The organism is Olleya sp. ITB9 (genome assembly GCF_001315805.1).
GTDB classification, from domain to species: domain Bacteria; phylum Bacteroidota; class Bacteroidia; order Flavobacteriales; family Flavobacteriaceae; genus Olleya; species Olleya sediminilitoris.
This window is the reverse complement of record NZ_BCBW01000032.1, coordinates 44,515-68,048: the sequence shown is the minus strand read 5'-3', so window position 1 is coordinate 68,048 and position 23,534 is coordinate 44,515. Positions and strand designations below refer to the sequence as shown.

Here is a 23,534-nt window from a genome sequence, read left to right as displayed (position 1 = left end):
AGAATAGATACATATATTTTTTTTATTAATATATTGATTGGATATTATAATCCAAATTCAGCTTTTACTTTATCAACGTAGTCAAGTTTTTCCCAAGTAAATAATTCGACATCAACAGTAATGTCTCCACCATTTGGTCTTGAAAAAGTTTTAGATACAGTTTCACTTTGTCTTCCCATGTGTCCATAAGCAGCAGTTTCGCTGTACATAGGATTACGTAATTTTAAACGATCTTCAATAGCAGATGGACGCATGTCAAATATCTTAGATATTTTTTCAGCAATTTCACCATCAGTCATATTAAAAGCGCAAGTTCCGTAAGTGTCAACAAAAATTCCCATTGGTTCAACAACACCAATTGCATAAGATACTTGTACTAAAACTTCATCACAAACACCAGCAGCTACTAAATTTTTAGCAATATGCCTTGTTGCATAAGCTGCACTTCTGTCAACTTTACTAGGGTCTTTTCCAGAAAATGCTCCACCACCATGTGCACCTTTTCCTCCATAAGTATCAACAATAATCTTACGACCAGTTAATCCTGTATCACCATGTGGTCCACCAATTACAAATTTTCCTGTTGGATTGATGTGATATTTAATGTCATCATTAAATAAAGCTTGTGTTGCTTCCGGTAATTTAGCAATTACTCTAGGTATTAAAATCTCAACAATGTCTTTTCTGATTTTTGATAACATAGCGTCATCTTCTGCATCAAAATCATCATGTTGTGTTGATACGACTATAGCGTCAATACGTTGTGGTGTATTGTCATCACTATATTCAATAGTAACTTGACTTTTAGAATCAGGTCTTAGGTAAGTAATGTCTTTGTTTTCGCGACGTAACTCTGCTAATTCAATTAAAATTTTATGAGATAAATCTAAAGCTAAAGGCATATAGTTTTCTGTCTCGCGTGTTGCATAACCAAACATCATACCTTGGTCACCTGCACCTTGTTCTTCTTTGCTAGCACGATCAACACCACGATTAATATCGTCTGATTGTTCATGTATAGCACTAAAAACACCACAAGAGTTACCATCAAACATGTATTCGCTTTTGGTATAACCTATTTTGTTAATTGTGTCTCTTGCAATTTTTTGTACGTCAAGGTAAGTGTTAGATTTAACTTCTCCAGCAAGTACCACTTGACCTGTTGTAACTAACGTCTCGCAAGCTACTTTACTATCTTTATCAAAAGCTAAAAAGTTGTCTATTAAAGCATCACTAATTTGATCTGCTACTTTGTCTGGGTGTCCTTCAGACACACTTTCTGATGTAAATAAATACGCCATATTTGTTTTTTAAAATGTATATATAGATTTGACGAAAGCGTCCAAGGAAGTTTACACTGCCTTTAGCATTTTTTAATGAGGTTGCAATCAGTCAAATCCGTCCTCTAATTTATTGAGATGCAAAAGTAAGAAAATAAAGTAGTTTTTAAAGACACATAAAGTTAAAAATAGTTAATAGGTGTTTTTATGTACTATTAAGCATTTAGTAAAAATCAGTTTTAAGCTTTTAAATTATACAATTCTTATTAAGAAAACGATTTAGTAGGATAATTCGTAAATTCTTGCCTAAAATATTAATAGTAAACGATTGTTGATTAACTTTATAAGCAATAACAAACTAAATAAAAGCTATGTCTTTACAACCTAAATTAACACGTTTCAATCAAAATGTACTCTCTAAATATCAGATTTACAATGGTATTTTTATGACACTTCCTTTTGATACTATTACAAAAACAGGTGTGTTACTTCCGTTGTTTCATGAAACCTGTAAAACTGGATTTGAAAATGGAGATAATCCAACTGTAATTGTAGATACTTTTTTTAAGAAATACCAAGCAAGACGATCAGACAAAAGTAAGATCGATTTATTGTTTCGTTTTATTCAATATATAGAGCGTCAAGTTGTGTTATTTGATGCAATTGAAGATGCAGCTTTTCCTGTAGTTAATAATATGGATGGTATTGGTACACTACGAAGTTTAAAAGAAAGCGCTACTGCAGATGGTAAATTGGACAAATTACGTGAGTATTTAGAAGAATTTAAAGTGCGAATTGTGTTAACTGCGCATCCTACTCAGTTTTATCCTGGAACTGTTTTGGGTATTATAACAGATCTAACCGAAGCTGTTAAACAAAACGATTTATTACGTATTAATGATTTGTTAGCTCAATTAGGTAAAACACCATTTTTTAAACATGAAAAACCAACACCTTACGATGAAGCTGTAAGTTTAATTTGGTATCTAGAAAATGTGTTTTATGAATCTTTCGGAAAAATTTATGATTACATCCAGCAAAATATATTTGATGGACAACCTATAGATAACAATATAATTAATGTTGGCTTTTGGCCTGGAGGAGACAGAGATGGTAACCCGTTTGTTACTCCAGAAATTACAGTTAAAGTTGCTAAAAGGTTACACGAAACCATTATTAAAAACTATTATAAAGATATACGTAAGTTAAAACGAAAGTTAACTTTTCAAGGTATTGAAAGCCGAATTTCTAAAATAGAAACAGAGTTATACAAAAAAGTACTTCATGAAGAGTCTAGTTTAACTTTAGAAGCTTTTGTTTCAGAATTAAAAGATATTAGAGAGGTTGTAATTGATCAACATCAATCTTTATATGTTACTGAGATTACTAGTCTACTTAATAAATTACATTTATTTGGGTTTCATTTTTCAAGTTTAGACATTCGTCAAGATAGTCGTGCACATCATAAAGTATTTACAGATATGGTTGATGTTATGATAGCTAATGGTAGTAAGGATATCCCTAATAATTACCATGATTTATCAGAAACAGAACAAGTGAAAATCTTATCTGAAGTTAAAGGAAAAGTTGATTTGTCTTTAATTAAAGATGAAAACACATTAAAAGCTTTAAATACCATTAAAGCTATTAAAACTATTCAAGAAACTAATGGAGAACAAGCAGCCAACCGATACATAATAAGTAATAATCAAACGACATTAAATGTCATGCAGTTATTTGCAATGTTAAAACTTGTTGCTTTTCATGACGAATTAACAATAGACGTTGGACCATTATTTGAAACTATAACAGATCTAGAGAATGCACATCTTGTTATGGAAGAGTTATATACTAATCCTGCTTACGCAAAGCATTTAAAAGCCAGAGGAAATAAGCAAACTATCATGTTAGGTTTTAGTGATGGTACTAAAGATGGTGGTTACTTAATGGCAAATTGGGCTATATATAAAGCTAAAGAACGCTTAACAGCAATTTCTAGAAAATATGATGTAACCGTAATATTTTTTGATGGTCGTGGTGGACCACCAGCAAGAGGAGGAGGTAAAACGCATAATTTTTACGCTTCACTAGGTCCAACCATAGAGGATAAAGAAGTGCAGTTAACTATTCAAGGTCAGACGATTAGCTCTAATTTTGGAACATTAGATTCCTCACAATATAACTTAGAGCAATTAATAAGTTCTGGTATTTATAATAGTTTAAGTGATGCAGATTTAAGTATGATTCCAGAAAACAGAGTCGTTATGGATAACTTAGCAAAACTGAGTTACCAAACGTATGTAGACTTTAAAAATCATCCTAAATTTATTTCGTATTTAGAGCATATGAGTACGCTTAAGTACTACGCAAAGACTAATATTGGGAGTAGACCATCTAAACGTGGTAAGTCTGAAGGTTTAGTGTTTGACGATTTAAGAGCTATTCCTTTTGTAGGATCTTGGAGTCAATTAAAACAGAATGTTCCTGGTTTTTTTGGTGTTGGTACAGCTTTAAAACATTATGAAGATGCAGGCGAGTTTGAAAAAGCACAACGTTTATTTAAAACGTCTAGTTTTTTCAGAACTTTAATAGAAAATAGTATGATGTCATTATCAAAATCGTTTTTTGATTTGACTAAATATATGAGTGAAGATCCTGAGTATGGAGAGTTTTGGAACGTTATACATACAGAATATTTAACAACAAAACGATTGATTTTAAAACTTACAGGCTATACTGAACTGATGGAGGAAGAGCCATCAGGTAAAGCATCAATTAAAGTTAGAGAGTCCATTGTGCTTCCATTATTGACTATTCAACAATTTGCTTTAAAACAAATTCAAGAATTAGAAAAAGCAGAAGAAAAGGATGCAGACTTAATTGCTGTATATGAAAAACTAGTAACAAGATCGTTATTTGGAAATATAAATGCGAGTCGTAATTCGGCTTAAATTTTAGGTGAAATTATTATTTTACTAAGGGTGTATAGCAAGTTTGATGTATTCAAGCTTGCTATACTTGTTTTAAGATTATTTTTCTTTAAAAATTCAATTTAATAGAATTGTTTTCTTAAAATATAAAAATAAGTTAATTTTTTAGAATATTATTCCGTTTTGTTTGGTTGTAAAAAATAAATTTTGCAATATTTGTATTCACAAAGTTCAAACACTTACTGAAATGTTATCAAGAAAGGTGGAGAGATAGACTCGTTGAAACCTTAGCAACCCTTAGACTTACTAAGAAGGTGCTACATTCTACTTAATAGATGATTCATTAATCAACTATTGGATAGATAACTAAAATCTAATTACTCATTTGTAATTAGTAATTTCTTTTTAACATTTTTCTATTAGGTACGCTTCCAATGAAGCTTATTTGACTTTTGAATTAATTTAGTTTAACTCGAAAAAATTAGAAAAATGAGTACACAAAAATTTGCTACACAAGCATTACACGCAGGACACGACACCACACAAACAGGAGGTACAAGAGCAGTGCCTATTTACCAGACATCATCTTATGTGTTTGATAATTCAGACGATGCAGCAGGACGATTTAATTTATCTGTTCCTGGATTTATTTACACAAGATTAAATAATCCAACTAATGATGTTTTAGAGCAGCGTATTGCAGCTTTAGAAGGTGGTATTGCAGCAGTCGCAACAGCCTCTGGTACTGCAGCAATTTCAACAACTTTATTAACGTTATTAAAAGCAGGAGATCACATTGTAGCATCCAGTAGTTTGTATGGTGGTACTTATAATTTGTTAAGTGTAACTTTACCAAGGCATGGTATTACTACTACTTTTGTAGATCCTTCAGACCCTGAAAATTTTAGTAAAGCTGCTCAAGAAAACACTAGAGCTGTTTTTGTCGAGTCTTTAGGTAATCCTAAGTTAGATGTATTAGATATAGAAGCAATAGCACAACATGCAAAAGCACACAAAGTACCATTAATCGTTGATAATACAGTAGCAACACCTTATTTATTAAATCCAATTAAATATGGTGCAAATATAGTTATCCATTCGCTTACAAAGTATATTACAGGTAACGGAACATCTTTAGGAGGTATTATTGTTGATGCAGGAACTTTTGACTGGACTAACGGTAAATTTCCAGAATTTACAGAGCCTTCTGCAGGTTATCATGGTTTAGTGTATAGCGAAGCTATTGGCCCAGCAGCTTTTATTGCAAAAATAAGAATAGAAGGTCTGCGTGATTATGGTGGAGCATTAAGTCCCTTTAATGCTTTTCAAATTATTCAAGGATTAGAAACATTAGAATTACGTATTCTAAAGCATTCACAAAATGCTTTAATATTAGCCAAGTGGTTACAAGAACAACCAGAAGTGACTTGGGTAAATTATCCAGGATTACAAACTAGTAAATATAATGCTTTAGCAAAAAAGTATTTACCAAAAGGACAAAGTGGAGTGGTCACATTTGGAGTAGAAGGTGGTTTTGAATCGGCTAAAAAAATAGCTGATACAACCAAGTTATTCTCTTTGTTAGCTAATATTGGAGATACTAAATCTTTAATTATACATCCTGCAAGCACAACACACCAGCAATTAGATAATGCAGCTCAAGAAGCAACAGGTGTTACCAAAGACTTAATTAGATTATCTGTTGGAATAGAAAATATAGACGATTTAAAAGCCGATTTAAAAGCAGCTTTTACTAAAGTCAAAAAATCTGTTTTAGCCTAATTACCCTATAATTTTAGTTATTTAATACCGAAATAGTTTCACGCTTTTTATTTGCCATTTTAAAGGGTGAAACTTATTTCAAATATCTCACAATGAAAAACTTAAAATACATAAGTATTCCTGGGTTTGTAAATAATAATGGACAGACTTTTGATATTAATTTGTCTTACCAATTATTCGGCCAACCTTTACATTCGGCTCCAATTGTCTTGGTTAATCATGCGTTAACAGGTAATTCTAATGTAGTTGGAGAAAACGGTTGGTGGAACGATTTAATAGGCGAAAACAAATGTATTGATACTTCTCACTATACTATTTTGGCATTTAATATTCCAGGTAATGGGTTTGATAATAAACAAGAACATTTAATACACGATTACAAAGGATTTACTGCTCGTAATATTGCACAATTATTTGCTGAAGGCTTAAAGCAATTAGAGATAACTGAGTTGTTTTCAATTATTGGTGGTTCTGTTGGAGGAGGAATAGCTTGGGAGTTGGCTATTTTACAACCTAATTTAGCAAAGCATTTAATACCAATAGCTACAGACTGGAAAGTTACCGACTGGTTAATAGCTAATTGTCACATTCAAGAGGCTATTTTAAATAACTCCATTAAACCTCTTGAAGATGCTAGGATGCATGCTATGACATTGTATCGTACACCAGAGTCTTTAACTAAAAAATTTGATCGTGATCAAACAGAAAATTCGGTTTTTAAAGTCGAAAGTTGGCTGAATTATCATGGTCAAAATTTAGACAAGCGTTTTCATCTACCAGCTTATAAATTAATGAATCAAATCCTTAAAACTATTGATATAACTAGAGGTCGATTATCCTTTAAAGAAGTAGCTTCAGCTATTAAAGGTCACATACATATTATAACGATTAATAGTGATTTGTTTTTTAAAGCAGACGAAAACTGGGAAACCTATTTGGATCTAAAATCAGTTAAAAAAGAAGTGACTATTGGCGAAATAAAATCAATACATGGTCATGATGCCTTTCTAATTGAATTTGATCAGCTATCAAAATTATTAAATCCAATTTTTGAGGTAAAGAAGAAGTATAATACAGTATTAAAAAAAGCAATTTAATAATGAGCAGTAATAACTTCGAAACTCAAGCTATTCGTACACAAACAGAGCGTTCTCAATTTTTAGAGCATTCAACACCCTTATACTTAACATCAAGTTATGTGTTTGAAGACGCTGAAGATATGCGTGCTTCTTTTGCAGACGAGAAGAATCGTAATATTTACAGTCGGTATTCCAATCCTAATACCTCAGAGTTTATAGATAAAATCTGTAAAATGGAAAGCGCTGAAAGTGGATACGCTTTTGCTTCAGGTATGTCTGCAGTGTTTTCAACTTTAGCAGCATTATTAAATTCAGGAGACCATATTTTGTCTTGCAGAAGTGTTTTTGGGTCCACACAAACCATGTTTAAAAACATATTGCCAAAATGGAATATTTCGACTAATTATTTTAAGATAGATGAAATTGAATTAATAGAAAGTTTAATTCAACCCAATACAAAAGTTATTTATGCTGAAAGTCCAACCAATCCAGCAATAGATATTTTGGATTTGGAAGCCATAGGAAGCATTGCCAAAAAACACAACATTATATTAATTATTGATAATTGTTTTGCTACGCCTTATTTACAACAACCCATAAAATTTGGAGCAGATTTAGTCATACATTCTGCTACAAAATTAATAGATGGTCAAGGTCGTGTACTAGGTGGTATTACAGTCGGTAATGCAGATTTAATAAAAAAAATCTATTTATTTTCTCGTAATACAGGACCTTCTTTGTCGCCTTTTAACGCTTGGGTATTGTCAAAAAGTTTAGAAACCCTTGCAGTAAGATTAGATAAACATTGTGATAACGCTCTAAAAGTAGCAACCTTTTTAGAAAATCACGATAAAGTCAATCTTGTAAAATATCCTTTTTTAAAATCACACTCACAATACCATTTGGCTAAAAAACAAATGAAAGCAGGAGGAAGCATTGTTGCTTTTGAGGTTAAAGGAGGTGTCGCTGCTGGACGACAATTTTTAAATAGTATAAAACTATTATCGCTTTCTGCTAACCTTGGTGATACGCGTACCATTGTAACGCATCCAGCATCCACAACACATGCAAAATTAACAGAAGAAGAAAGATTACAAACCGGAATCACAGGTGGTTTGGTACGTATTTCGGTTGGATTAGAGCATCCAGAAGACATTATTAACGATTTAAAACAAGCATTGACTTTTTAAAATAAAATAGAAATTATGAGTAGTAATCCAGAATTTAAGCACATTCAAGAGTACCTAGATAAAGGTGCTGTTGTACTAGATGTCAGAACTGATGCAGAATTTGATGAAGGCCACGTTAAAGACGCTTTGCATATTGTTTTAGACGATTTAGAAGATGAAATTGCACAAGTAAAAGCACTTGATAAACCTATAATTACATGTTGTAGAAGTGGAGCAAGAAGCGAACGTGCTAAAGATATATTAAAGGACAAAGGTATTGATGCAATCAATGGTGGTCCTTGGCTAAACGTAGACGCTTACATTTAAAAAAACTAAAACATTAAAATTTTCTAAGTAAAAAAAGCAAAAAATTAAATATGGCAAATATTTATAACGAAATACAAAAACGAATTTTAGTACTTGATGGAGCAATGGGTACCATGCTACAACGCTATAATTTTACAGAAGAAGATTTTAGAGGCGACCGTTTTAAAGAGTATCCATCTTCTTTAAAAGGAAACAACGATTTACTATCATTAACACAGCCCAATGCAATTGCAGACGTGCATCGCAAGTATTTTGAAGCTGGAGCAGATATAGTCGAAACCAATACATTTTCAGGGACAACCATCGCTATGGCAGACTACAATATGGAAGACTTGGTTTACGAACTTAATTTTGAATCAGCTAAAATAGCTAAATATGTTGCAACAGAATTTACTAATGCAAATCCTGAAAAGCCACGTTTTGTAGCAGGAAGCATTGGGCCAACTAATCGTACTGCAAGCCTTAGTCCAGATGTTAACAGGCCAGAATTTAGAGCTGTGACTTTTGATGAGTTACGCATAGCTTATAAGCAACAAGTGGAAGCTTTAATAGATGGAGGAGTAGACTTATTGTTAGTCGAAACTATTTTTGATACACTAAATGCAAAAGCAGCATTATTTGCAATTGAAGAAGTAAAAGAAGAACAAAATATAGACATTCCAATTATGGTATCTGGTACAATAACAGATGCATCTGGTCGTACATTGTCAGGTCAAACTGTAGAAGCTTTTTTGGCTTCAATCTCTCATGTTCCTTTGTTAAGTGTTGGCTTTAATTGTGCATTGGGAGCAGAGCAGTTACAGCCATATTTAAAGCGTTTGTCTAATCAAACCAATTTTGCGACGTCTGCACATCCAAATGCTGGATTGCCAAATGCTTTTGGAGAATATGATCAAACACCTAAGCAAATGCAAGTTTTAATAGAAGCTTATTTAAAAGACGGCTTAATTAATATCATTGGAGGTTGTTGTGGTACAAATCCAGAACACATTAAAGCAATTGCTGAGGTTGCAAAAAAGTATAAGCCAAGACAAACAGTTGTTTCTGTTTAATAATTAAATCTCAGATTATTCGAAATGATAAAATAGTTTTAAAAAACTAGTAAAAGATCGCTTTCGCGGAAATCAAGCATGAAAAAAAACACCAATAAATATTTAACATTATCTGGTTTAGAACCCTTAATTGTAACGCCAGAAAGTAATTTTGTAAACGTAGGAGAGCGTACAAATGTTACAGGTTCTCGTAAGTTTTTACGTTTAATAAAAGAAGAAAAATATAACGAAGCTTTAGATGTTGCTAGAGACCAAGTAGAAGGTGGTGCACAAATCTTAGATGTCAACATGGACGAAGGGATGTTAGATGGTGTGCATGCAATGACCACCTTTTTAAACCTCATTGCTTCAGAACCCGACATTTCTAGAATTCCTATAATGATAGATAGCTCTAAATGGGAAATTATAGAAGCAGGTTTAAAAGTAGTGCAAGGTAAATCGGTTGTAAATTCTATAAGTTTAAAAGAAGGTGAAACTAATTTTATACATCAAGCTAAACTGGTAAAACGTTATGGAGCAGCAGTCATTGTTATGGCTTTTGATGAAGACGGTCAAGCAGACAATTATGAGCGTAGAATAGAAATTTGTAAGCGCTCTTATGATATATTAGTAAACACAGTGGGTTTCCCTCCACAAGACATCATTTTTGATCCAAATATTTTTCCTGTTGCAACAGGAATGGAAGAACATCGTAAAAATGCATTAGACTTTTTTAATGCTACAAAGTGGATAAGACAAAATTTACCATTTGCTAATGTGTCTGGTGGTGTAAGTAATGTCTCATTTTCTTTTAGAGGAAACAATACTGTGCGTGAGGCTATGCATTCTTCTTTTTTATATCATGCCATAAAAAACGGAATGAATTTAGGTATTGTAAATCCAACAATGCTTGAGATTTATGACGAAATTGATAAAGAGTTGCTACAATGTGTTGAAGACGTTTTGTTTGATAGGCATGATGACGCAACAGAGCGTTTATTGGAATTTGCCGAAACCGTAAAAGGTAATAAAAAAGAAAGTTCAGAAATTGTTCAGGAATGGAGAAACGATCTATTACAAAATAGGATTACACATGCTTTAGTAAAAGGAATTGATACGTTTATTATTGATGATGTTGAGGAAGCAAGATTAATTGCTAAAAGACCAATTGAAGTTATTGAAGGTCATTTAATGATTGGGATGAGTGTAGTTGGAGATTTGTTTGGAAGCGGAAAAATGTTTTTGCCACAAGTAGTAAAATCGGCTAGAGTCATGAAAAAAGCTGTAGCTTATTTACAACCATTTATTGAGGCTGAAAAAGATGGAAAACAAGCCTTTGCTGGTAAAATTTTAATGGCTACGGTAAAAGGAGATGTCCATGATATTGGTAAAAATATTGTGAGTGTAGTTTTAGGTTGTAATAATTACCAGATTATAGATTTAGGTGTTATGGTTCCACCAGAAAAAATTATTGAAACTGCTATAAAAGAACAGGTTGATATTATTGGCTTAAGTGGTTTAATTACACCTTCATTAGACGAGATGGTTTACGTGTCCAAAGAAATGGAAAAACAAAACCTTGATATTCCTTTAATAATTGGAGGAGCAACAACATCAAAAGCACACACGTCGGTTAAAATTGCACCTCATTATAAAGATGCTGTGGTACATATTAATGATGCATCAAGAGCTGTAACAGTTGTTGGTGAATTATTAAATAAAAATAATGTTGTTTATAAGGAGCAAATTAGAGAAGAATACGATGTATTTAGAGAAAAGTTTTTAAATAGAACCAAACAAAAAGAATACATAAGCATTGAAGAGGCTAGAAATAGAAAATATAAAATAGATTGGCAAACCTCTAAAATTGTAAAGCCAAAACAATTAGGGATTCAAATAATCGAAGATTTTGATATTACAAAATTAGAGTCGTTTATAGATTGGTCTCCATTTTTTAGAAGTTGGGATTTGCATGGTAAATATCCAGATATTTTAACCGATAGCGTGGTTGGTACTCAAGCAACAGATTTGTTTATTGACGCTCAAGAATTATTAAAAAGAATTTTTGACGAAAAGCTATTAAAAGCAAAAGCCATCTTTGGACTATTTCCTGCTAATACTATAAATGATGATGATATTGAGGTTGCTCTCAAAGGACGTCATGCTGAACTTGTTTCAGTATCTCATAATCATGAGGACCAACTAACTTTCCTAACCTTACGTCAACAATTAAAGAAAAGAGAAGGTGTGCCTAACCATGCGTTAGCAGATTTTATTGCTCCAAAAGAAACAGGAATACAAGATTATATTGGTGCTTTTTGCGTGTCTACTGGTTTTGGTACAGCAGAATTAGCAGAGCAGTTTGAGGCTGATAACGACGATTATAATTCGATTATGATTAAAGCATTAGCAGATAGATTAGCCGAAGCTTTTGCAGAATATTTACACAAAGAAGTAAGAACAAAACATTGGGCTTATGCACAAGATGAAAGCTTAACTAACCAAGAATTAATTAAGGAAAATTATAACGGAATCCGACCAGCTCCTGGTTATCCTGCTTGTCCTGATCATTTAGAAAAACAAACCATTTGGAAGCTATTAAACGTGGAAGAAAATATTGGTGTAAAACTTACCGAAAGTCTTGCTATGTGGCCTGCAGCAAGTGTAAGTGGTTATTATTTTGGTAATCCTGAGGCTAAGTATTTTGGCTTAGGAAAAATTAAGGAAGATCAATTGTTGGATTATTCAAAACGAAAAAATATTAGCGTAGCAGAAGCTACCAAATGGCTAAACCCAAATTTGGCAGATTAGTGCGTTAGGGATTGATGTGGCATCCTTTTTACGTCAGTTGGAGTAATACGACGAAAGGAGTATTGTATCGAGAACAAGTAAAAAGATATAGCGGAAAGCGTGCCCCTTGTGGTAACGCCAAAAATAACAGAGATATAATTTTAGGTAATACATGAAAGTAACAGAACATATAAAAAATGCAAATGGAAAAACATTGTTTTCGTTTGAAATTATTCCGCCTAAAAAAGGAAAAAGTATTCAGGATTTGTATGATAATATAGATCCTTTAATGGAGTTTAATCCACCTTTTATTGATGTAACCACTTCTAGAGAAGAGTATATTTATATTGAAAAACAAGGTCTTTTAGACAGAAAAATTACCAGAATGCGACCAGGAACGGTTGGTATTTGTGCTGCTATTAAGCATAAGTATGATGTAGATACGGTTCCGCATGTGTTATGTGGTGGTTTTAGCAAGGAGGAAACCGAGTATTTGTTGGTAGATTGCCATTATTTGGGCATTAATAATGTGATGGCTTTACGTGGTGATGCGATGAGTCATCAAAAATATTTTGAAGCTTGTGATGGTGGTCATCAATATGCATCGCAATTAGTAAGTCAGATTCAAAATTTAAATTGTGGTACCTATTTGCACGATGTTGTTGAGGTTGATGATACATCTAATTTTTGTATTGGTGTTGCTGGTTATCCGGAAAAACATATAGAGGCTCCATCGCTACATACTGATTTAAAACGATTAAAGGAAAAAGTAGATGCTGGTGCAGATTATGTGGTAACGCAAATGTTTTTTGATAATAAAAAGTATTTCGAGTTTGTTGATGCTGCAAAAAAAGTAGGAATAGATGTGCCTATTATTCCTGGTATAAAACCTATTGCCATAAAAAAACATTTACAATTATTACCTCAAGTTTTTAAGATTGATTTGCCTCAAGATTTAATTACCAATATAGAGCAATGTCAAACTAATAAACAGGTTAGGCAAGTAGGAATTGAGTGGGCAATCCAGCAATCTAAAGAATTACAAGCTGCTGGTGTACCTGTTTTACATTATTATTCTATGGGAAAAAGTGATAATGTAAAAGCTATTGCTGAAGCTGTTTTTTAATAATAAAAAACGCTTACTTTTGTAACATGTTATCTAAGAAAACAAAATACGGAATCAAAGCGCTAACCTATTTAGCTAAACAGGAGACCAGAACTCCTGTTAGAATTGCGACTATTTCTGAAAGTGAAAATATTTCTTTAAAGTTTTTAGAAAGCATTTTATTATCGCTTCGTAAGCAAGGTTTTTTGGGATCCAAAAAAGGTAAAAATGGTGGTTATTATTTACTTAAGGAGCCTAAAGATATTGCAATGACAGAGGTTATGCGTGTGCTGGAAGGTCCAATAGCAATGGTGCCTTGCGTAAGTTTAAATTTTTACGAAAAATGCGACGATTGCCCAGATGAAAGTATTTGCGCTGTTAATAAACTGATGCTTAAGGTAAGAGATAATACATTGCAAATTTTTAGAAATACCTCTTTAGAGGATCTTTGCAATTAACAAATTTTTATAAAACGCTTTTTATTTTTTAATTAAAAGCCTTGATTTATAAGGATTAATTACATAGGTTTGCACTATTACCCTAGTATTCCGATAGGAATTAAAATTTACGATAATGATAATTGATGTTTTACATAAAAATAATTTAAGAAAAGAAGCTTACAGAACTTCTGAAATTAAAGGAATAGAAGAGGTGGATACAGCCCAAGAGAAAATTAAACGAAGTCTACTTAAAACAATTAGCTGGAGAATAATTGGAACTTTAGACACAGTTTTAATTTCTTACTTAATTACAGGAACTTTAAAAATGGCTATTTCAATAGGAGGTATTGAGTTAGTTTCAAAAATGGTGTTGTATTTTTTTCATGAAAGAGCTTGGAATAAAATAAAATGGGGAAAATAATGAATTTAGATATTGATAAAATAAATAAGGAGTTAAGTACAAAAACACCACAGCAAATAGTTGAATGGGCAATTAGTGTTGCAAAATCACCTGTTGTGACAACAAACTTTAGACCTTATGAAGCTGCTATTTTGAAACTTACCAGTAGTGTCAAAAGCGATATTAAAGTTATCTGGTGTGATACAGGTTATAATACACCAAACACTTATAAACATGCAGAAGATGTAATTGAAAAATTAAATCTTAACATAAAATTATACGTTCCAAAACAAACTAGCGCACATCGTGATGTAGTTTTAGGAATACCTAATATAGATGATCCAAAGCATAAAATCTTTACAGAGCAAGTAAAGTTAGAACCTTTCAAGCGTGCAATGAATGAGCATAAACCAGATGTTTGGTTTACTAATTTACGTAAAGGTCAAACAGCTTTTAGGGATAGTATAAACATTGTTTCGCAAGATAAAAATGGAGTCGTAAAAATTAGTCCTTTTTATAATTGGACCGACAAAGATTTAGATGGTTATTTAGAAGAAAATAATTTGCCAAACGAATTTAAATACTTTGACCCAACAAAACAATTAGAAAATAGAGAGTGTGGTTTACATGCTTAAAAAGATATAAATGAAAGATACTTCAAATATAAATCCGTTAGAAAACGAAGCCATTTACATTATGAGAGAAGTTGCAGCACAGTTTGAAAAACCAGTGCTTCTTTTTTCAGGAGGAAAAGACTCAATTACCTTAGTAAGATTGGCTCAAAAAGCATTTTTCCCTGCTAAAATCCCTTTTCCGCTAATGCACATAGATACAGGTCATAATTTTCCTGAAACTATAGAGTTTAGAGATCGCTTAGTGAAAGAATTAGGTTTAGAATTAATTGTTAGAAATGTTCAAGATTCTATTGATGAAGGAAAAGTTAAAGAAGAATCTGGACGTTATGCAAGCCGTAACCAATTGCAAACAACAACACTTTTAGATGCTATTGAAGAGTTTAAATTTGATGCTTGTATTGGTGGAGCTCGTCGTGATGAAGAAAAAGCAAGAGCTAAGGAGCGTATTTTTTCTGTACGAGATGATTTTGGACAATGGGATGAAAAAAATCAAAGACCAGAATTGTTCGATATGTTAAACGGACAAATTGAATTAGGGCAAAATGTACGTGTATTTCCTATTTCCAATTGGACAGAATTAGATGTTTGGTCATATATAGAAAAAGAAAAAATTGAAATCCCTTCAATTTATTTCGCACACACAAGAGCTACTTTTTTACGAGATGGATTAATTTGGTCTGCAGATGATGATGTTGTTTATAGAGATGAAGACGAAGAAGTGATAGAAAGAATAGTTCGTTTTAGAACCGTTGGAGATATGAGTTGTACAGCAGCAGTTTTGTCTGAAGCAGCAGATATATCAAGTGTTGTTCAAGAAATTAGAGATTCCTCAATTTCAGAGCGAGGTGCGCGAATAGACGATAAACGTTCTGAAGCCGCAATGGAAAAACGTAAGCAACAAGGGTATTTTTAGAATATTATTTTTATTTCCTAGATAAACGGAAAACATTACAAATTAAATAAAAGTTCCTTCAAGTTAAGAAGGTAATATATAAAATGGACGTATTAAAAATAGCAACAGCAGGTAGTGTAGACGACGGTAAAAGTACTTTAATTGGTAGATTATTGTATGATACAAAATCTTTGACTTCAGATAAGTTAGAAGCTATAGAAAAAAAGAGTAAACAACTTGGTTATGATTATTTAGATTTTTCTTTAGCTACGGATGGTTTAGTAGCAGAAAGAGAACAAGGAATTACTATAGATGTTGCGCATATTTATTTTTCTACAGCAAACAAAAGTTATATCATTGCTGATACTCCTGGTCATGTTGAATATACAAGAAACATGGTAACAGGAGCCTCAACGTCTCAAGCCGCAATAGTTTTAATAGATGCACGTAAAGGAGTAATAGAACAGACTAATCGTCATTTTTTTATCAATAATTTATTAAGAATTAAGACTGTTATCGTTGCTATTAATAAGATGGATTTAGTTGATTTTTCTGAAGAGAGATACAATGAGATAAAATCTGAATTTGAAGTTTTGATGAGCAAACGTGACTATCAAGATCAGAACATTACATTTATACCAGTAAGTGCTTTAAAAGGAGATAATGTTGTTAATAAATCAGATAATACACCTTGGTATACAGGAGAAACATTATTAGAACATCTAGAAAATATTAATCAAAAGGATGTATTTAATGCTGGTACTCCAAGATTCCCAGTGCAATATGTTATTCGACCTAAAACTGAAGAATTTCATGATTTTAGAGGTTATGCAGGTAAAGTATATGGAGGCGAATTAAGTGTAGGTGACGATGTCGTTATTTTACCATCACAAACTAAGTCAAAAATTAAAGAGATACATTTTTACAATCAAAAAGTAGAGACAGCTTCAAGACGATCTTCTGTATTAATTACTTTAGAGGATGATGTAAATATAAGTCGTGGAGACATGATTGTAAAGTCTAATGATTTACCGGTTGTAGATAAACAGTTTACTGCAACTATTTCTTGGATGGACTCTCAAAATCTAACTGCAGGAAATAAATATGTAATACAACATGGTGTTAATAAAGTTTTAGCTAAAGTAAATGCCATTAATCACAAAATAAATCCAGATTATTCTGGAATTGATGATTCTGTGAGTGCTTTGGGTATGAATGATATTGCATCTGTTACCTTTAAGCTTAATAAACCAGTTTTTTACGATGCTTTTAAAGACCATAGAACTAATGGCTCTTTTATTATCATAGATTCAAAATCAAATAATACTGTAGGCGCAGGATTTATTCAATAGTTTTTATTGAATAAATCTTATGGCCTAATATTTCATTTTTAATTACCCTACCAAATCCATAGGAATTATATATAAAATAATGCAAAGTTTTAGAACCGAAATAGAAAACCCTTTAGTACAAAAGGATATTATTGAATTAGCTAATAAGATTGAGCTATTTAATAACGGAAAAATTGACGAAGAAAAATTTAGAAGTTTGCGTTTAGCACGTGGTGTTTACGGTCAGCGTCAAGAAGGTGTACAAATGATACGTATCAAGCTACCTTATGGTAAAGTGTTAAGTAATCAATTACTTCGTATTGCTGAGGTTTCAGATGAGTATTCTAGAAGCAGATTGCACATAACAACGCGTCAAGATATTCAAATTCATTATGTAGATTTAAAGCGTACACCACAACTTTGGGCAGAACTAGAACGTGATAATGTAACCTTAAGAGAAGCTTGTGGAAACGCTGTACGAAACGTTACAGCAAGCGAAACTGCTGGTATTGATATTAACGAGCCTTTTGATGTTTCTCCTTATGCAGATGCGGTTTTTAAATTCTTTTTACGTAACCCAATTTGTCAAGAAATGGGACGTAAGTTTAAAGTATCTTTTTCTGGTACAGATGAAGATACAGGACTATCATACATGCACGATTTAGGATTTATAGCTAAAATAGAAAATGGTATAAAAGGTTTTAAAGTTATGCTTGGTGGTGGTTTAGGATCGCAACCAAGACATGCAGATTTGTTTTATACTTTCTTAGCTTCAGATAAAATAATTCCTTTAATGGAAGGTGTTTTAAGAGTGTTTGATCGTTATGGAGAACGAAAGAGTCGTGCAAAAGCAAGGCTTAAATTCTTAATAAAAGATATTGGTTTAGAAGCTTTTAAAACTTTAGTTGAAGAAGAACAAAACGCAATAGAATTTAAATCTGTTGCTATAAATGAAGCCACATATCAAACTTCAACTCCCGTTTCAGTCGAAGCTCCAATAGTTGATATTAAAGATACCGAAGCCTTCAACTTATGGAAAGCCACTAATATAATTCCGCAGAAGCAAGAAGATTATTTTGCTATAGGTATTAAAGTGTTATTAGGCGATTTTTACACAGATAAAGCTAGATTGTTAGCAGATTTAGTAGAGAAATATGCAGCAGGAGAAATACGTTTAAGTTTAAGACAAAACATATTAATTCCATTTGTAAAAGCAGATTTAATTCCGTTTTTCTATCAAGAATTAAAAAAACTAGGTTTTGCAGAAGCTGGTTATAACAAAGCAGTAGATATTACAGCTTGTCCAGGAACAGATACTTGTAATCTTGGGATTGCTAGTAGTACAGGAATTGCGGAAGAGTTGGAACGTGTTATAAAAGCAGAGTATCCACAATATTTATCTAATAACGATTTAGTAATAAAAATTAGTGGTTGTATGAATGCTTGTGGACAACACAATATGGCAAATATTGGTTTTCAAGGCATGTCTATTCGTACCAAAGATAAATTGGTTGCTCCAGCATTACAGGTTTTATTAGGTGGAGGAAATCTTGGAGATGGAAATGCCTATTTCGCAGATAAAGTTGTAAAAGTACCAAGTAGAAGAGGTCCTGAAGCGTTAAGAAGAATTTTAAACGATTTTGAAGCCAATGCCAACGGAAAGCTATTTGTGGATTACTACAAAGAAAAAGGTGAAAAGTACTTTTATCAATTACTAACAGATTTGTCTGATGTTGAAAACTTAACACAAGAAGATTTTATTGATTGGGGAACCGAAGAAGCTTATGTAAAAGCAATTGGAGTAGGAGAATGTGCAGGAGTTGTTATCGATTTAATTGCCACCTTGTTTTTAGAATGTGACGAGAAAATTGAAGAAGCAGAAGAAGCCCTAAACAACAAAGTATATTCTGGAGCAATCTATGAAACTTACCGTTCTATGGTCAACGCAGCAAAAGCCATTTTACTTTCAGAAAATGTAAAAACCAATACACAAGCAAGTATTATTAGTCAGTTTGACGAGCTGTTTGTTAGCACAAATAAAGTAGAATTAGGAAACACCTTTTCAGATTTAATCTATCAAATAAAAGTATTTCCACCAACTAAAGAGTTTGCAATAAACTATTTACAATCGGCAAAAACCTTTTTACAGGTTGTAAAACAGTATCGAGAATCGCAATTAGTTGTTAAAAATTAAATCATTATGACACCAAAATTAACAGTCGTTGGCGCAGGTCCAGGAGATCCAGATTTAATAACCTTAAAAGCTATTAAAGCAATAGCATCTGCAGATGTAATTATGTACGATGCTTTAGTAAATAAGGAGTTGTTGCAATATGCATCAAAAAAAGCAGAGCTTATTTTTGTTGGTAAACGCAAAGGATGTTACGCTTACCAACAAAATCAAATTAACGAGTTAATTGTGGTGCGTGCTTTAAGAGGTAATCATGTGGTAAGATTAAAAGGAGGCGATCCATTTATTTTTGGTCGTGGAGCAGAAGAGCTAGAGTATGCTAAAGAATATGCAATTGAAGTTGCTGTGGTTCCTGGTATTTCCTCATCTGCAGCAGTACCAGCTTACCAAGGTATTCCGTTAACAAAACGTAATGCATCTCAAAGTTTTTGGGTCATTACAGGCACTACAAAATCGCACGAAATTTCAAAAGATATCACGTTAGCAGCACAGTCAACTGCAACAGTTGTTATTTTAATGGGAATGGGAAAACTTTCAGAAATTGTTTCCATTTTTTCTTCGGAAGGTAAAGCAGAAACACCTATTGCAATCATTCAAAACGGAACGCGTAAAGACGAAAAAGTTGGTATTGGTACAATCAGTTCTATTGAAGCTATAGTTAAAGAGAAACAACTGTCTTCACCAGCAATTATAATTATTGGAGAAGTAGTAAACCAACGTGTAGATTTAACTTCAATGTATGAAAAAGCAAATCAAACTAATAAAGTGTTACAACGTATTTCAGCATAAAAACTATGGAAAGAAATAATTTATATCCTGTATTTTTAAAAGTGAAAAACTTACAGGTTTTAATAGTTGGTGGTGGATTTGTGGCAGAAGAAAAATTAACTTTTTTGCTTAAGTCAAGTCCAGATGCAAATGTGACTATGGTTTCTCCAATGTTTAGGGAAGATACTATTAAAATAGCCGAAACCGGAAATGTAACAAGAATAATAGATACGTATAACGATACTTATTTAGAAGGCAAGCATATGGTTGTAGCAACCACAGATAGTCCAGAGGTTAATGTGGAAGTTTACAATGCATGTCGTGCACAAAGTAAATTAGTAAATGTAGCAGATAATCCACCTTATTGTGATTTTTATATGGGAGGAATTGTAACCAAAGGAAATGTGAAAGTAGCAATTTCTACTAACGGAAAATCACCAACTACAGCAAAACGTTTACGTCAGTTTTTTGAAGATGTCATACCAGAAAACATAGACGATATGGTTAAAAATCTTAATGAATATAGAAAAACTATAAAAGGAGATTTTGAGCAAAAAGTTGAAACTTTAAATGAATTTACTAAAGGCTTAGTAGAAAAAATAAAATAAAATGATTAAAACAGATATATTAATAATTGGAGCAGGACCAACGGGTTTATTTACAGTTTTTGAAGCTGGATTGTTAAAATTAAAGTGCCATTTAATTGATGCATTACCACAACCTGGTGGTCAATGTTCTGAGTTGTATCCTAAAAAACCTATTTACGATATTCCTGGTTTTCCAGAAATATTAGCTGGAGATTTAACTGGTAATTTACTAGAACAAGGTAAGCAATTTGAACCTGGTTTTACTTTAGGTGAACGTGCCCAAACTATAGAAAAACAAGACGACGGGAGTTTTATTGTAACCACCAATAAAGGGACGCAACACCATGCGCCAATTGTTGCTATTGCAGGAGGTTTAGGTAGTTTTGAGCCTAGAAAACCAAAGTTGGAAAATATAGAAAAATACGAAGATAAAGGTGTTAATTACTTTATTAAAGATCCTGAAATTTACAGAGATAAAAAAGTGGTTATTGCTGGAGGAGGAGATTCTGCTTTAGATTGGTCAATTTTTCTAGCAGATGTAGCTTCAAGTGTGACTTTAGTGCATAGAAGAAATGAATTTAGAGGTGCATTAGATTCCGTAGAGAAAGTACAAGAATTAAAGCTGTTAAATAAAATAAACTTAATTACTCCAGCTGAGGTTACTGCGTTACATGGAGAAGATCATATAAACGGAATAACAGTTACTAAAGATGGTATAGAGACAACTTTGGATACAGATTATTTTATACCTCTTTTTGGTTTGTCGCCTAAATTGGGTCCAATAGGAAATTGGGGATTAGAGATCGAAAAAAATGCAATCAAAGTTAACACTGTAGATTACCAAACCAATATTCCTGGTATTTTTGCGATAGGTGATGTTAATACCTATGAAGGTAAATTAAAACTGATTTTATGTGGTTTTCATGAAGCAACATTAATGTGTCAATCGGCTTATAAAATTTTAAATCCAGGTAAAAAATTCGTTTTAAAATATACAACAGTAAGCGGTATTGATGGGTTTGATGGAACACGTAAAGAATCACCAAAAGCAGTTGTGAAGGCAATTGTTTAAATGATTATTGTTAAATTCCTGTTACAAAAGTATAAGATAATTTAAAAATAGAATTAGCTTTATAGCTTCAAATAACATTATAGTATGCAGGAGACGTTGCAAATTCCATTTAGGTTTAAAGAGAAGGTTGAAGATTTAGCAAAAGAGTTGTTTTATTGTGCTTTAGAAACTAGCGAAGCTCAAGACCAATTGTTAAATAGTATTAAAGAACAATTTTTTTACGTGTCTCAGGCATTAGATTGTGGCGTTTGTAATACCAAATGGGAACAGTTTAAAGCAGGAGTTAAAGCTTTAAAATCAAAATTGCAACTGGATGCAGAAGCTGCTTATAATAGCGATCCAGCAGCAAAAAGTGTTAGAGAAGTCTATTTAGCTTATCCTGGTTTTTATGCTATTGCAATGTATAGATTAAGTCACATTTTATGGCAATTAGATATTCCAGTGTTACCACGTATGATATCCGAATATGCTCATGGCGTTACAGGAACAGATATTCATCCTGGAGCGACTATTGGAGATTCATTTTTTATAGATCATGCAACAGGGGTTGTTATTGGCGAAACAGCTGTTATACACAATAATGTTATTATTTATCAAGGTGTAACTCTAGGAGGAATTAAAGTTGAAAAAGCTTTAGAAAACACCAAAAGACATCCAACAATAAAAGATAACGTTACCATTTATGCTAATGCGACGATATTAGGAGGAGATGTAGTTATTGGAGAAGGGTCAGTTATTGGAGCCAATGTTTGGATAACTAAATCTATTCCAGAACAGTCTTTAGTTACCTACAAATCAGATATTAAAATTATCAATAAATATAGTAAATGAGTATTTTAAAACAAATAGGAAACACACCTTTAGTAGAAGCAACTAATTTAGTTTCAAAACCTAATGTTAAGTTATTTTTGAAACTAGAAGGTAATAATCCTGGTGGAAGCGTAAAGGACAGACCTGCTTTTAATATGATTGCTGAAGCTGTAAAACGAGGCGACATCAAAAAAGGAGGACATTTAGTTGAAGCAACAAGTGGTAATACAGGTATTGCTTTGGCTTATGTGGCAAGCTTGTTTGGTATAAATATATCTTTAGTAATGCCTGAAAACTCAACCATTGAGCGTGTCAAAACAATGCGAGCTTATGGCGCAGAGGTTGTTTTAACAGATTCTGATCGTGGTATTGAAGGCTCTAGAGATGTTGCTTTTAAAATGAGAGACGAAAAAGATTATTTGTTATTAAATCAATTTGAAAATAACGATAACTGGAAAGCACATTATAAAACCACTGGACCAGAAATTTGGAGAGATACAAAAGGAGAAGTCACTCACTTTGTATCTGCAATGGGAACCACAGGTACCATTATGGGAACCTCTACATTTTTAAAAGAACAAAATAAAAACATTCAAATTATTGGAGCACAACCAGCTGATGGCTCTAGAATACCTGGAATCCGTAAATGGTCTCCAGATTATGTACCTAGTATTTTTGATGTTTCCAAAGTAGATCAAGTTATTGAAGTTAGCCAAGAAGAAGCAATAGCTATGACTAAACAATTAGCAAAAGAAGAAGGTATTCTTGCAGGAATGAGTAGTGGTGGCTCTGTAGCAACAGCATTAAAATTAATAGATACTTTAGATCAAGGTGTGGTCGTAGCAATTATTTGTGACAGAGGTGACCGTTATTTGTCTTCAGCTTTATTTGATTAATATACATTATGGGGTTGTA

Annotated in this window: 20 protein-coding genes and 1 riboswitch; of the genes, 19 read left to right on the top strand and 1 reads right to left on the bottom strand. The window is 32.6% G+C overall.

The genetic code is table 11. The features are described from left to right. Window positions 1–44 precede the first annotated feature (44 nt). Window positions 45–1,301: a methionine adenosyltransferase gene (gene metK / locus ITB9_RS08935; protein ID WP_054851949.1), complete on the bottom strand. Its 1,257-nt coding sequence runs from the start codon at window positions 1,299–1,301 to the stop codon at window positions 45–47. A gap of 350 nt (window positions 1,302–1,651) precedes the next feature. Between metK and ITB9_RS08930 the strand changes: the two genes are divergently transcribed. From ITB9_RS08930 to cysM, 19 genes are all read left to right on the top strand, one after another. Continuing rightward, complete coding sequence (locus tag ITB9_RS08930; protein ID WP_054851948.1) at window positions 1,652–4,231, top strand: phosphoenolpyruvate carboxylase; 2,580 nt, start codon at window positions 1,652–1,654, stop codon at window positions 4,229–4,231. A gap of 226 nt (window positions 4,232–4,457) precedes the next feature. Beyond that, a riboswitch (SAM riboswitch) is annotated at window positions 4,458–4,579 on the top strand. Between the two features lie 120 nt (window positions 4,580–4,699). Beyond that, window positions 4,700–5,992, top strand: a complete 1,293-nt coding sequence (locus ITB9_RS08925) for an O-acetylhomoserine aminocarboxypropyltransferase/cysteine synthase family protein (RefSeq protein WP_054851947.1) — start codon at window positions 4,700–4,702, stop codon at window positions 5,990–5,992. A 92-nt stretch (window positions 5,993–6,084) separates the two neighbouring features. Beyond that, window positions 6,085–7,089: an alpha/beta fold hydrolase gene (locus ITB9_RS08920; RefSeq protein WP_054851946.1), complete on the top strand. Its 1,005-nt coding sequence runs from the start codon at window positions 6,085–6,087 to the stop codon at window positions 7,087–7,089. A 2-nt stretch (window positions 7,090–7,091) separates the two neighbouring features. After that, on the top strand, window positions 7,092–8,261 hold the full coding sequence (locus tag ITB9_RS08915; protein ID WP_054851945.1) for a PLP-dependent aspartate aminotransferase family protein: 1,170 nt from the start codon (window positions 7,092–7,094) through the stop codon (window positions 8,259–8,261). Window positions 8,262–8,276: 15 nt separating this feature from the next. Next, window positions 8,277–8,567 carry a rhodanese-like domain-containing protein gene (locus ITB9_RS08910; RefSeq protein WP_054851944.1) on the top strand — a complete coding sequence of 97 codons (291 nt, stop codon included), beginning with the start codon at window positions 8,277–8,279 and terminating at the stop codon, window positions 8,565–8,567. Between the two features lie 50 nt (window positions 8,568–8,617). After that, entirely contained in the window at window positions 8,618–9,619 is a 1,002-nt protein-coding gene (locus ITB9_RS08905) for a homocysteine S-methyltransferase family protein (protein WP_054851943.1), read from the top strand. Between the two features lie 78 nt (window positions 9,620–9,697). Next, window positions 9,698–12,409 (top strand): methionine synthase, encoded by a 2,712-nt coding sequence (metH, locus tag ITB9_RS08900; RefSeq protein WP_054851942.1) that lies wholly within the window; start codon window positions 9,698–9,700, stop codon window positions 12,407–12,409. A 151-nt stretch (window positions 12,410–12,560) separates the two neighbouring features. After that, window positions 12,561–13,514, top strand: a complete 954-nt coding sequence (gene metF, locus ITB9_RS08895; protein ID WP_054851941.1) for a methylenetetrahydrofolate reductase [NAD(P)H] — start codon at window positions 12,561–12,563, stop codon at window positions 13,512–13,514. A 26-nt stretch (window positions 13,515–13,540) separates the two neighbouring features. Next, window positions 13,541–13,951, top strand: a complete 411-nt coding sequence (locus tag ITB9_RS08890) for an Rrf2 family transcriptional regulator (protein ID WP_054851940.1) — start codon at window positions 13,541–13,543, stop codon at window positions 13,949–13,951. 115 nt (window positions 13,952–14,066) lie between these two features. After that, window positions 14,067–14,354, top strand: coding sequence for a DUF2061 domain-containing protein (locus ITB9_RS08885; protein ID WP_028289043.1), 288 nt, complete (start codon window positions 14,067–14,069; stop codon window positions 14,352–14,354). Continuing rightward, window positions 14,354–14,968, top strand: a complete 615-nt coding sequence (locus ITB9_RS08880; protein ID WP_028289042.1) for a phosphoadenosine phosphosulfate reductase family protein — start codon at window positions 14,354–14,356, stop codon at window positions 14,966–14,968. The genes ITB9_RS08885 and ITB9_RS08880 overlap by 1 nt, the downstream gene beginning before the upstream one ends. Window positions 14,969–14,978: 10 nt before the next feature. Next, the gene (gene cysD / locus ITB9_RS08875) at window positions 14,979–15,881 is read left to right on the top strand and encodes a sulfate adenylyltransferase subunit CysD (protein ID WP_028289041.1); all 903 of its coding nucleotides are present in this window, start codon (window positions 14,979–14,981) and stop codon (window positions 15,879–15,881) included. A gap of 83 nt (window positions 15,882–15,964) precedes the next feature. Further along, the gene (locus tag ITB9_RS08870; RefSeq protein WP_054851939.1) at window positions 15,965–17,212 is read left to right on the top strand and encodes a sulfate adenylyltransferase subunit 1; all 1,248 of its coding nucleotides are present in this window, start codon (window positions 15,965–15,967) and stop codon (window positions 17,210–17,212) included. Between the two features lie 79 nt (window positions 17,213–17,291). After that, window positions 17,292–19,385: a HEPN domain-containing protein gene (locus ITB9_RS08865; RefSeq protein ID WP_054851938.1), complete on the top strand. Its 2,094-nt coding sequence runs from the start codon at window positions 17,292–17,294 to the stop codon at window positions 19,383–19,385. A 6-nt stretch (window positions 19,386–19,391) separates the two neighbouring features. Further along, complete coding sequence (cobA, locus tag ITB9_RS08860; RefSeq protein WP_054851937.1) at window positions 19,392–20,171, top strand: uroporphyrinogen-III C-methyltransferase; 780 nt, start codon at window positions 19,392–19,394, stop codon at window positions 20,169–20,171. 5 nt (window positions 20,172–20,176) lie between these two features. Then, window positions 20,177–20,758 (top strand): bifunctional precorrin-2 dehydrogenase/sirohydrochlorin ferrochelatase, encoded by a 582-nt coding sequence (locus ITB9_RS08855; RefSeq protein WP_054851936.1) that lies wholly within the window; start codon window positions 20,177–20,179, stop codon window positions 20,756–20,758. Window position 20,759: 1 nt separating this feature from the next. Then, window positions 20,760–21,809, top strand: a complete 1,050-nt coding sequence (locus tag ITB9_RS08850; protein ID WP_054851935.1) for an NAD(P)/FAD-dependent oxidoreductase — start codon at window positions 20,760–20,762, stop codon at window positions 21,807–21,809. Between the two features lie 84 nt (window positions 21,810–21,893). After that, complete coding sequence (epsC, locus tag ITB9_RS08845) at window positions 21,894–22,640, top strand: serine O-acetyltransferase EpsC (RefSeq protein ID WP_054851934.1); 747 nt, start codon at window positions 21,894–21,896, stop codon at window positions 22,638–22,640. Further along, on the top strand, window positions 22,637–23,515 hold the full coding sequence (gene cysM / locus ITB9_RS08840) for a cysteine synthase CysM (protein ID WP_054851933.1): 879 nt from the start codon (window positions 22,637–22,639) through the stop codon (window positions 23,513–23,515). Before epsC ends, cysM begins: the two co-directional genes overlap by 4 nt. The last annotated feature ends 19 nt before the right edge of the window (window positions 23,516–23,534 follow it).

Coding starts and splice junctions, on each gene's coding strand:
- metK (WP_054851949.1), bottom strand. CDS start 1,301: ATGGCGTATTTATTTACATCAGAAAGTGTGTCTGAAGGACACCCAGAC.
- ITB9_RS08930 (WP_054851948.1), top strand. CDS start 1,652: ATGTCTTTACAACCTAAATTAACACGTTTCAATCAAAATGTACTCTCT.
- ITB9_RS08925 (WP_054851947.1), top strand. CDS start 4,700: ATGAGTACACAAAAATTTGCTACACAAGCATTACACGCAGGACACGAC.
- ITB9_RS08920 (WP_054851946.1), top strand. CDS start 6,085: ATGAAAAACTTAAAATACATAAGTATTCCTGGGTTTGTAAATAATAAT.
- ITB9_RS08915 (WP_054851945.1), top strand. CDS start 7,092: ATGAGCAGTAATAACTTCGAAACTCAAGCTATTCGTACACAAACAGAG.
- ITB9_RS08910 (WP_054851944.1), top strand. CDS start 8,277: ATGAGTAGTAATCCAGAATTTAAGCACATTCAAGAGTACCTAGATAAA.
- ITB9_RS08905 (WP_054851943.1), top strand. CDS start 8,618: ATGGCAAATATTTATAACGAAATACAAAAACGAATTTTAGTACTTGAT.
- metH (WP_054851942.1), top strand. CDS start 9,698: ATGAAAAAAAACACCAATAAATATTTAACATTATCTGGTTTAGAACCC.
- metF (WP_054851941.1), top strand. CDS start 12,561: ATGAAAGTAACAGAACATATAAAAAATGCAAATGGAAAAACATTGTTT.
- ITB9_RS08890 (WP_054851940.1), top strand. CDS start 13,541: ATGTTATCTAAGAAAACAAAATACGGAATCAAAGCGCTAACCTATTTA.
- ITB9_RS08885 (WP_028289043.1), top strand. CDS start 14,067: ATGATAATTGATGTTTTACATAAAAATAATTTAAGAAAAGAAGCTTAC.
- ITB9_RS08880 (WP_028289042.1), top strand. CDS start 14,354: ATGAATTTAGATATTGATAAAATAAATAAGGAGTTAAGTACAAAAACA.
- cysD (WP_028289041.1), top strand. CDS start 14,979: ATGAAAGATACTTCAAATATAAATCCGTTAGAAAACGAAGCCATTTAC.
- ITB9_RS08870 (WP_054851939.1), top strand. CDS start 15,965: ATGGACGTATTAAAAATAGCAACAGCAGGTAGTGTAGACGACGGTAAA.
- ITB9_RS08865 (WP_054851938.1), top strand. CDS start 17,292: ATGCAAAGTTTTAGAACCGAAATAGAAAACCCTTTAGTACAAAAGGAT.
- cobA (WP_054851937.1), top strand. CDS start 19,392: ATGACACCAAAATTAACAGTCGTTGGCGCAGGTCCAGGAGATCCAGAT.
- ITB9_RS08855 (WP_054851936.1), top strand. CDS start 20,177: ATGGAAAGAAATAATTTATATCCTGTATTTTTAAAAGTGAAAAACTTA.
- ITB9_RS08850 (WP_054851935.1), top strand. CDS start 20,760: ATGATTAAAACAGATATATTAATAATTGGAGCAGGACCAACGGGTTTA.
- epsC (WP_054851934.1), top strand. CDS start 21,894: ATGCAGGAGACGTTGCAAATTCCATTTAGGTTTAAAGAGAAGGTTGAA.
- cysM (WP_054851933.1), top strand. CDS start 22,637: ATGAGTATTTTAAAACAAATAGGAAACACACCTTTAGTAGAAGCAACT.